This window comes from Sutterella parvirubra YIT 11816 (assembly GCF_000250875.1).
GTDB classification, from domain to species: domain Bacteria; phylum Pseudomonadota; class Gammaproteobacteria; order Burkholderiales; family Burkholderiaceae_F; genus Sutterella; species Sutterella parvirubra.
Genome location: NZ_JH604858.1, coordinates 1 through 9,640, shown reverse-complemented (window position 1 = coordinate 9,640; position 9,640 = coordinate 1). Strand labels below are relative to the sequence as shown.

The window sequence follows — 9,640 nt, the reverse complement described above, 5'->3', positions numbered from 1 at the left end:
GGAGGCGCTTGGGTCCCGGAGGATTCCAAAGGGCCGTTCCCCGGGAAGACCACCTTGGCGCGCGGGGTGAGGTAGCGGATTTCGAGCCCCAACTTCAGGGCGCCCATCCGAAAGAAGATGATCGCGGCGGCGGTGGTCCAGAGCGCCGTCGTGGGATCCGTTCCCACTTTGGCGAAGAGGACGGCGAGCCAGCTCCCCGCGAACGCGGCCGCCGCATAGGGCTTGCGGTCGGAGAGGACCGCGGGGACGCGGTTCAGAAACACATCGCGCAGAAGCCCACCGAAAACCCCCGTGCAGACCCCGATCAGCACCGCGGCGATCGAGGGGAAGCGCGCGTCGACGTACGCCGCCCACGTGCCCGCCGCGCTGAAGAAGCCGAGCCCGACCGCGTCCGACCAGAGGTAGATGCGGTTGGCGGTCTTCTCGCTGAAGCGGATGACGAGCCTCGGGGCGAAGATCGTGAGGACGAGGATGCCCCAGACGAAGTAGTCGTGCTCGACCCAGTAGAAGGGACGCCGGTCGATGATGATGTCGCGGATCAGGCCCCCGCCGAAGGCCGTGGTGAAGGCGAGCACGAAGACCCCGACGGGGTCGACGCGCCGCCCCGCCGCAGCCATGATGCCGGCGAGCGCGAAGCCGAAGATGCCGACCGTGTCGGCCAGGGCTTCCGGTGTGAGGTGGGTGAGCATGGGAGCCTCCCCTGTGGATGGGACTTCAGCCCGCGCGGCGCTCCGTGAGGAGCACGATGACGGCGCCGCCGTCGCCCGCCTTCGGGGGCGCCTGCACGAAGGCCATCACCTCGGGCATCTGTTTCAACCAACGGCGAACGAGCGTCTTCAGAACCCCGCGGCCGTCGTCCGACCCGTAGCCCTGACCGTGCACGATCCGAAGGCACCGCATCCCGCGGATGCGCGCTTCGCGCACGAACCCGTCGATCTCGTCGCGGGCTTCGTCGACGAAGAGCCCGTGGAGGTCGACGTGGGCTTCGACGGCCCATTCGCCCCGGTGGAGCTTTTTGACGAGGCTCTCAGGCACGTAGGGGCGGCGGTAGGTGAGGCCGTCCGCGGACTCGATGAAGTCGCTCGGGTCGACTTCGTCCGAAAGGCGCACGACGCGGGGTTCGCCCACGCGGCCCGCAGCCCGGGCGCGAAGCGCGAGGGATGCCGTCCCCGTCGGGGTTGAGGTTTTCTTCACGGCCGCGACGCGCGCGCCGGTGCCCTGACGGCGTACGCCGCCGAGCTGCGCCATCGCTTCTTCGAATTCGCGGGCGCCTTCGGTTTTGGCGCGGGCTTCGAGCGCCGCCTTGAGGCGCGCTTCCTCTTCGGCCTTCGCACGGGCCTTCATGTCGCGGCTCACGCCGCGCAGTTCGGAGAGACTCTTGAGAGTGTGTCCGCTCATGGTGTCGGTTCGTTCTTCTGGATCGGCGGAGTCCGCCAAGGGTTGGTTGTTGAGATCATTGTAGGCCGCAGGAACGGAAAAGCCCGCCGGGCGTCGGGTCCCTGCGGGCTTTTCTCAAGCCGGATGAGGCGGAAGGCCTACTTCGCGGCTTCGGCCTCGAGGAAGCGCTGGGCGTCCAACGCGGCCATGCAGCCCGTCGCCGCGGAGGTCACCGCCTGGCGGTAGTTCTGGTCCTGAACGTCGCCCGCGGCGAAGACGCCGGGGACGCTCGTGGCGGTCGCGGCCTGCGCGCGCGTCCCCCCCGTGACGACGTAGCCGTGGTCGAGTTCGAGCTTCCCTTCAAAGAGCGCGGTGTTGGGCTTGTGGCCGATCGCGATGAAGACGCCGTCGACCGCCACGTCGACCGGGGCTTCGCCCTGGGTGGACGCCAGGCGCACGCCGGTGACGCCCTTCCCGTCGCCGAGGATTTCTTCGACGGTGCGGTTCAGCGCCAGTTCGATCTTCCCTTCCTCAACCACCTTCATCAGCTGGTCGATGAGGATCGGTTCCGCGCGGAACGTGTCGCGGCGGTGCACGAGCGTCACCTTCGAGGCGATGTTCGAGAGGTAGAGGGCCTCTTCGACGGCGGCGTTGCCGCCCCCGACGACCGCCACGGGCTTGCCGCGGTAGAAGAACCCGTCGCAGGTCGCGCAGGCCGAGACGCCGCGGCCGCGGTAGGCGGTTTCGCTCTCCAACCCCAGGTACATGGCGCTCGCGCCGGTCGCGACGATGAGCGCGTCGGCGGTGTAGCTCCCCATGTCGCCGCGAAGCTTGAAGGGACGCTCCGATAGGTCCACTTCGGCGATGTGGTCGTAGGCGACTTCGGTGCCGAAACGTTCGGCGTGCTTCTGCATCTGGTCCATGAGCTGCGGACCCTGGATGCCGTCGACGGCGGCGGGCCAGTTGTCGACTTCGCTCGTCGTCATCAGCTGCCCCCCGGCTTCCATCCCGGTGATGACGAGGGGCTTCAAGTTCGCGCGCGCGGCGTAGACGGCCGCGGTCCAGCCGGCGGGGCCGGAACCCAGGATGACGACGGGTGCGTGCTTCGGTTGAGTCATGACAATCTCCTCAGTGCGCGCCGGGCGAAGGGGCTTCGGGGCGCGGTGCGCCTTCGAAAAACGTCAGGAGTGCCCCGGCCGGGCCGCGAATAACATTTTCTCTATTATAGGACGGCGCCCCATAGAGTCAGCATTCTCCGCGCTCGGGATCGTCCCTCATGGGGAACGCCCTCGGGAGGCCGCGGGCGGACGCCCGGGCGCACCCGAAGGATTTGCAACAAGACGCCCGCGCGGTATCCGGCGCTCCTCCTTAAAATAAAGGATTCGTACGGCGGCGCCGGTGTTGTGAAGAGGCGCCCCGCACCCGGAAGGACTATGGCGAAGAAGAACATCCGAACGAAAAAGAACGGGACGGGCCGCGGCGCTGATGCGGAACGCCGCCGTGAACTCCTGCGGCAGGTGGGTTCCGCGGCGCGGCGCGCCGTCGTGGGCCTCGCGCGCACGCTTTGGGCGTGGAGCTGGTGCTTTGCGCTTTTGGCGGGCATCGTCGTCGCCGCTTCGCTCGGGACGTACGATCACAACGATCCGGCCTTCTTCGCGAGCACCGCGCAGGCGGTGACGAACACCTGCGGCCTCTGGGGCGCGTGGCTCGCCGACCTGATGTTCGGCACCTTCGGGCTCTCGGCCTGGTGGTTCGTGCCGGGGTTCCTCATGATCGCGATCTTCGCGATGCGCACCTTTCTGCGTCGCCAACGCGGAGAGTCCGACCCCGAACGTCTCAACCCGCCGCACGTCTCGGCCGGGGTGGGCTTCGTCTCGCTTCTGATCGGGTCGACCTCCCTTGAAGCCCTTCGCATCCGGCGCTTCGAGGTGCCGCTGCCCGCCGAGCCCGGCGGCATTCTCGGGAACGCGCTCGCCTTTGCGGTCGAGCACTACATCGGCACGGCGCTCGCCACCGTGCTCTTCTTCACGATGGTGGCGGTGGGCGTCTCGCTGCTCTTCGACTTCTCCTGGGTGGACGTGTCGGAGAAGATCGGCGACCTGATCGACCGGCATCTCTTCTCCCGCTTCGGCGCGAAGAAGGAGGAGGCCGAAGAGGTTTCCGAACCCGATCCCGTCCCCGTGCCGATCGTCGAAGAGCGCGTGCGGCCGCTTCAGATCATCAAGCCCGCGGAGCCCGAGGTCGAAGAACCCGCGGCGTCCGCGCCCGAACCCGTGGCGACGGGCGGCACGATACCTCCTGCGCCCAAACCCGCGCGCCCGGCCCCCGCGCAGAAGCGCGGCCCCGTCGCGCTTCCGAGCCTGGGTCTTCTCGAAGATCCCCCGTCGAACCAGCGCGGCACCGACGAAGAGGCGATCGGCATGACGAGCCGCCTCATCGTCTCGAAGCTGAAGAGCTACAACATCGAAGCCGCGGTGATGGGCGCGCAGCCCGGTCCCGTCATCACGCAGTACTGGCTCGAACCCGGCCCGGGCGTGAAGGGCAGCCAGATCGAAAACGCCCGCGACGACCTTCGCCGCGCGTTGGGCGTGCAGGCCGTGCGCGTGGTGCTCAGCATCCCCGGCACGAGCTACATCGGTCTTGAAGTGCCGAACCCGGTGCGCCAGATGGTGCGCCTCAAGGAAATCCTCAACGACGAGGCCTACACGGCGAGCAAGTCGATGCTCACCCTGGCGTTGGGCAAGGACATCGCGGGCCGCCCCTTCACGATGAACCTCGCGAAGGCGCCGCACCTCCTCGTCGCCGGTACGACGGGCTCGGGGAAGTCGGTCGGGATCAACGCGATGATTTTGTCGCTTCTCTACCGGACGGACCCTTCGCAGCTGCGCCTGGTGCTCATCGACCCGAAGATGCTCGAATTCTCGCTCTACAACGGGATTCCGCATCTGCTCTGCCCGGTCGTCACCGACATGAACAAGGCGGCCTCGGCCCTGAAGTGGCTCACCCGCGAGATGGACGAGCGCTACGCGGTGATGAGCCGCGTGGGCGTGCGCCACTTCACGAGCTACAACGAAAAGGTCCAGGAGGCGATCGACCGCGGTCAGCCGATCCGCGACCCGATGGCCGCGCCCGAGGATCCCAACGCCGGGACGCTCGAACCCTGGCCCTACATCGTGTGCGTGGTCGACGAACTGGCCGACCTCATGCTCACGAACCGGAAGGAAGTCGAAGGCGAAATCACGCGTCTGACGCAGAAGGCCCGTGCGGCGGGGATCCACCTCATTCTCGCGACGCAGCGCCCGTCGGTCGACGTGGTGACGTCGCTCATCAAGGCGAACGTGCCGACCCGCATCTCCTTTCAGGTGGCGAGCGCGATCGACAGCCGCGTCATTCTGGGGGAAGCCGGCGCCGAACAGCTCTTGGGCAACGGCGACATGCTCCTGCACCGCCCGGGCGACCAGGGGGCGACCCGCATCCAGGGCTGCTTCGTCGCGGACGGCGAAGTCCAGCGCGTCGTCGATGAACTGAAGAAGATGGGTTCGCCCAACTACGTCGACGCCGTGACGGAAGAGGCGTCGGACGACGACGGCGGCGACGGCATGGGCGAGGCGGGCGGCCGCCGCTCGGGCGAGTCCGATCCGCTCTACGACAAGGCGGTCGAAGTGGTGCTCACCGAAAAGCGCGCCTCGATCTCCTACGTGCAGCGCTGCCTCGGCGTGGGCTACAACCGCGCCGCGAACCTCCTTGAAGCGATGGAGGAGGCGGGGATCGTCAGCAAACCCAACGGCATGGGGAAGCGCCAGATTCTCGTCCCCACCCGCGACTGATCTTTCCGGAGAATTCCCCTCATGAAGACGCTCCCGCTCTCGCGCCGCACCTTGGTCGGCATCACGCTCGCGGCCGCGCTCGCGCCCTTCACCTCCATCGGCTTCGCCGCCGAGGCCGTCAGGACGGTGACGCCCGACGCCGAGGCGCTTGCGCGCCTGGAGAGCTTCGCCCGCGAGGTACGCGCGGCGGAAGGCGCCTTCACGCAGCGCTCGGTCGGGCGCGACGGGAAGGCCGTGGGGCCGGATTCGTCCGGCACCTTCGCGTTCTCGCGCCCCGGGCGCTTCGCCTGGGTCTACGAGAAGCCCTACCGTCAGACGATCATGAGCGACGGGAAGACGCTTTGGCTTCACGACGAAGATCTGATGCAGGTGACGGTGCGGCGCCTCGAAGGGGCGCTCCCCTCGACGCCCGCCGCGATTCTCTTCGGCGGGCACGACTTCTCGCACGACTGGAAGGTCTCCGCCCTTGCGCTTCCTCCGGGTGAAAAGGGGCTCTACGTCCGGGCGGTGCCCGCGGACCGGAGCGCCTTCGAGCACGTCGACATTCTGTTCGGCGACGGGCGCTTCCCCGTGCGGGCGGTGCTGACCGACGCGTTTTTGAACGAAACGACGATCGAGTTCCGGAATGTCGAGGAGCGTGATCTTCCCGCGGACCGCTTCAGCTTCAAGGTGCCCGAAGGCACCGACGTGCTGGACGAAAACATTTTCGGGTGAGTCCCTTTTCCCGCAGGGAGACTTGTGAGCGCCTGAGGTACAATCGGCTCATCGTGCGGCGCCCCCGGGGATATGGATTTGATCCGACCGGATCGGGCGCCGAGCCTCCGTCGGGCGGTCGCCCCGGAGTGCCCGCAAACCTATTACGGAGCGGCTCGGAACCCGTGCGACGACTTTGGGCCCGCGGGCTTCGGCCGAAAAGTAGCATGAAGAGCCACATGCGCCACGTCCTGATCGACAGGATTCTCGCCGACAAGAAGGAAGTCACCTTTGAAGAGCTGATGGAGGCGACGAAGGCGAGCGAACCCACCGTCAAGCGCGACCTTCGCCACATGCGCGAGGAGCTCGGCGCGCCGATCGTCTACAACCGTCAGCGCAACGTCTACTACTACGACATGCCAGACCCGTCGCAGCCGCGGCAGGGCCGTCCCCGAAAGGAACTCTCGAACCGTCCCGCCCGCATGCACGACATCTGGTACGGGTCGGACGAACTCTTCGTCCTCAAGACGACCTTGGAGCAGCTCGCAGAACTGCGCGCCCGCACGGGTTCCGCCATTCAGGAAGAGCTCGCCCCGGTGAGCGCGCGCATCCGCGCGCTCTTCACGATGACGGGCGACATGAAGACGTCGGAGTTTCTCCGCCGCGTGCGCATTCTCGACCGTGAGAAGCTTCACCGCGAGTCCGAATTCTTCGAGACGATCGGCGTGGCCCTCTGCCAGCGCCGGCGCCTCCAGATCTGGTACTACGTGCCGAGCCGCAAGGAAGTCACCTTCCGCACGATTTCGCCGCAGCGCCTCTCCCACTACGACAACCGCTGGTACGTCGACGCCTGGTGCGAAAAGGCTCAGGAACTGCGCACCTTCGCGGTGGAAAACATCCGCCGCGTGGAGCTTCTGCACTCCGAAGGGATGAATATCCCCGTCGAGGAGATCGAAGCGAAGTTGGACGGCGGCTACGGCATCTTCCACGGGGGCGAACTCCGTCAGGCCGTGCTCCTCTTTGAACCCGACATCGCGAACTACGCGCTTCGCCGCCGCTGGCACCCGCATCAGAGCGTGGCGCCGGAAATGGACGGCCGCATCCGCCTCACGGTCCCCTTCCACGACGAGAGCGAACTCGCGGGCGACATCCTCCGCTGGGGCTCGCGCGTTGAAGTGCGCGCGCCTGCGGAACTCCGTCAGGCCGTCGCGAAGGAAGCCGAAAGGATCATGGCGCGCAACGCCGCGCCCGGCGACGGGAGCGATTGATGGCGGAAGAAACGAAGCCGAAGCCCCGCCGCGGCAGACGTCCACGTCGAAGCCTGCCCAAGGAGCTTCCGGAAATCTTCTTCTGTGGTGACCCGCACGGCGAATTCGCGCACATCAATGAAGCGGCCAGGGAATACAAACCCAAGGCCATGGTGATTCTGGGCGACATGCAGCCGCCCGCTCCGCTCGAAGTGATTTTGGCGGAGGCGTTGAAGCACACCGAGATCTGGTGGATCCCGGGGAACCACGACACGGACACGGACGAGTTCTACGACTATCTGTGGCGCTCCGACTTGGCCTCGCACAACCTCCACGGTCGCGTCGCGAACGTGGCGGGTCTGCGCATCGCGGGCCTGGGCGGGGTCTTCCGCGGACAGGTCTGGATGCCGGACGGCCAGCCGAACTACTTCTGCCCGGCGACCTTCATCCGGCGCGTGGGCGCGGGGAACATCTGGCGAGGGGGTCTCCCGCGCCGCCACCGTTCGACCATCTTCCCGTCGGTCTACCAGAGCCTTCTGAAGCAGCGTGCGGACATCCTCGTCACGCACGAGGCGGCAGGCTGCCACAGGAAGGGCTTCTGCGCGGTCGACCGCTTGGGCGAAGCCCTGAAGGTGAAGTGGATCTTCCACGGGCACCAGCACGAGGACCGCGCCTACGGACACCATCAGGGGATGTGCGTTCGCGCGGTGGGCTACCGCGGGATCGTGAACCTCAAGGGTGAGGTGATCGTTCCGGCGCAGATGGACCCGCGCGAATCCGCGGCCCTGGAGTCCGCGCTCGAATACGCGGCGAGAAGCTACCCGACGGAAGGGCTGCCGCTCCCCGGTCAACCCCTCGTTTTCGATTCGGGCGAGAGCACGGCGGACCATGAAGCGGCCCTGGGCCGCGAAGTGGCGAAGCACGCGCCGGGCGGCCGTTGGAAGCCCGCGGTGGTGCCGGAAATCTTCAGGAACCCCGAAGGGTGCGTCTGCGTCTGCGACGACCGCCGCGCCGCGGAAGAGATGCGCCGCAAGCTCGCGAAGGCCGAAGCGCGCGAGCGCGCCGAAGAGAAGGCCGAGCGCGACGCGCAGAAGAAGGCTTTGGTGCAGGAAAAGGGTGTCGCGCCCGAAGGCGACGACGACAAGAAGGCGAAGCGCCGTCGGCGCCGTCCGAGAAAGCGCCGCCGCGACGAGGACGCCGCGAAGGCCGCCCGGACGCCCGGAGCTCAGACCCAAAAGAGCGGGAAGCCCGGGAAGACTGAAGCGCAGGCGAAACCCAAGGCGGAGGGGAGCGCCCCGAAGCCCGAAGGCGAGAAGAAGTCCCGCCGCCGGTCACGGCGCCGCAGAAAGCCCAAGGCTCCCGCGGCACCGCAAAGTTGACGGACGTCGTTCAGACGTCAGAGCAGGAAGGCATCGGCCTCGCTCCCCGCAGGGAGCGTACCGGTGCCTTCCGGCACGATGAGGACCGCGTCGGCCTTCATGAGCGAGGTGAGCATCGCGCTGCTCTGCAGGGGAGAGCCCTCGAACTTCCCATTGACGAAGTTCCCCCGCACGAAGTCCGTGCGGGACGCCTTGGCGCGGACGTCCTTTCCGCAGACGACGCGGACCGTTTCGGGGCGCTCGACCTTGTCGGTGAGCCCCGAGAGGCGAGCGAGCGTGGGGCGCAGAAAGAGACGCGACGACATCGCGGCGGCGACGGGGTTCCCCGGAAGGCCCATGAAGAAGACCGGGTGGCCCGCATCGAGGTAGCCGAACGCCAAAGGCTTCCCCGGGCGCATGCGCACGTGGAAGTGTTCGATGGAGCCCAATCGCCCCAGGACGCGCGAGATGAGGTCGTGGTCGCCTTCGCCGACGCCGCCAGTCGTGACGAGCACGTCGCACTCGGCCATGGCGGCGCGGATCGCCTTTTCGAGAACGGTTTCGTCGTCGGGAAGCACGCCCAACGGCACGACCTCATGACCCCAACGGGTGATGAGGGCTTCAAGGAGGTAGCCGTTCGAGGCGTAGATCTGGCCGGGGCCGAGCGGTTCGCCCGGCTCACGAAGTTCGTCGCCCGTGGAGAAGACGCCGACGCGAAGCGACGCGCAGGGAAGCGCGGCGCGGCCGAACGAGGCCGCCAGGCCCAACGCTTCCGGGGTGAGCATCGCGCCCTTCGGGATGACGACCTGACCCCTGCGGATTTCTTCGCCGAGGAGGCGCACGTTGGCGCCGGGCTTGACGGCGTCGGCGGAGAAGCTCACGGCCGCATCCGTCGCTTCGACGTCTTCGAAGGGAATGACGGTGTCGAGCCCTTCGGGAACGGCGGCGCCGGTCATGATGCGGATGCAGGCGCCCACAGGAACCTCGCCCTCAAAGGGGGTGCCAGCGTAGGAGGTGCCGCAGAGGGCGAGCGTGACGCGCTCGCCCTTCAGCTCACTGCCGCGGAACGCATAGCCGTCCATCGCGGAATTGTTGAAGCGGGGCACGTCGAAGGGGGAGAGGACGTCTTCGCAAAGGA

The 9,640-nt window shown here is 67.4% G+C and carries 8 protein-coding genes; 4 read left to right on the top strand and 4 right to left on the bottom strand.

Annotated features, from left to right (window positions below):
* The 3 genes from HMPREF9440_RS00895 to trxB all read right to left on the bottom strand — a co-directional run.
* Positions 1–689, bottom strand: a 689-nt coding sequence (locus HMPREF9440_RS00895; protein ID WP_008540583.1) for a trimeric intracellular cation channel family protein, incomplete at its 3' end; no start/stop codon positions are given.
* A 25-nt stretch (positions 690–714) separates the two neighbouring features.
* Complete coding sequence (locus HMPREF9440_RS00890) at positions 715–1,398, bottom strand: Smr/MutS family protein (RefSeq protein ID WP_008540582.1); 684 nt, start codon at positions 1,396–1,398, stop codon at positions 715–717.
* A gap of 137 nt (positions 1,399–1,535) precedes the next feature.
* A complete protein-coding gene (trxB, locus tag HMPREF9440_RS00885; RefSeq protein ID WP_008540581.1) occupies positions 1,536–2,495 on the bottom strand; it encodes a thioredoxin-disulfide reductase in 960 nt (319 codons plus the stop codon).
* Positions 2,496–2,810: 315 nt separating this feature from the next.
* Between trxB and HMPREF9440_RS00880 the strand changes: the two genes are divergently transcribed.
* From HMPREF9440_RS00880 to HMPREF9440_RS10885, 4 genes are all read left to right on the top strand, one after another.
* A complete protein-coding gene (locus HMPREF9440_RS00880; RefSeq protein WP_008540580.1) occupies positions 2,811–5,204 on the top strand; it encodes a DNA translocase FtsK in 2,394 nt (797 codons plus the stop codon).
* Positions 5,205–5,225: 21 nt separating this feature from the next.
* Positions 5,226–5,918: an outer membrane lipoprotein periplasmic chaperone LolA gene (gene lolA, locus HMPREF9440_RS00875; RefSeq protein ID WP_008540579.1), complete on the top strand. Its 693-nt coding sequence runs from the start codon at positions 5,226–5,228 to the stop codon at positions 5,916–5,918.
* 206 nt (positions 5,919–6,124) lie between these two features.
* On the top strand, positions 6,125–7,165 hold the full coding sequence (locus HMPREF9440_RS00870) for a helix-turn-helix transcriptional regulator (protein WP_008540577.1): 1,041 nt from the start codon (positions 6,125–6,127) through the stop codon (positions 7,163–7,165).
* A complete protein-coding gene (locus HMPREF9440_RS10885; protein WP_008540575.1) occupies positions 7,165–8,523 on the top strand; it encodes a metallophosphoesterase family protein in 1,359 nt (452 codons plus the stop codon). The genes HMPREF9440_RS00870 and HMPREF9440_RS10885 overlap by 1 nt, the downstream gene beginning before the upstream one ends.
* 17 nt (positions 8,524–8,540) lie before the next feature.
* On the opposite strand, the gene HMPREF9440_RS00860 is transcribed toward HMPREF9440_RS10885, so the two are convergent.
* The coding region (locus HMPREF9440_RS00860) for a molybdopterin molybdotransferase MoeA (RefSeq protein WP_008540574.1) at positions 8,541–9,640 on the bottom strand (1,100 nt) is incomplete at its 5' end.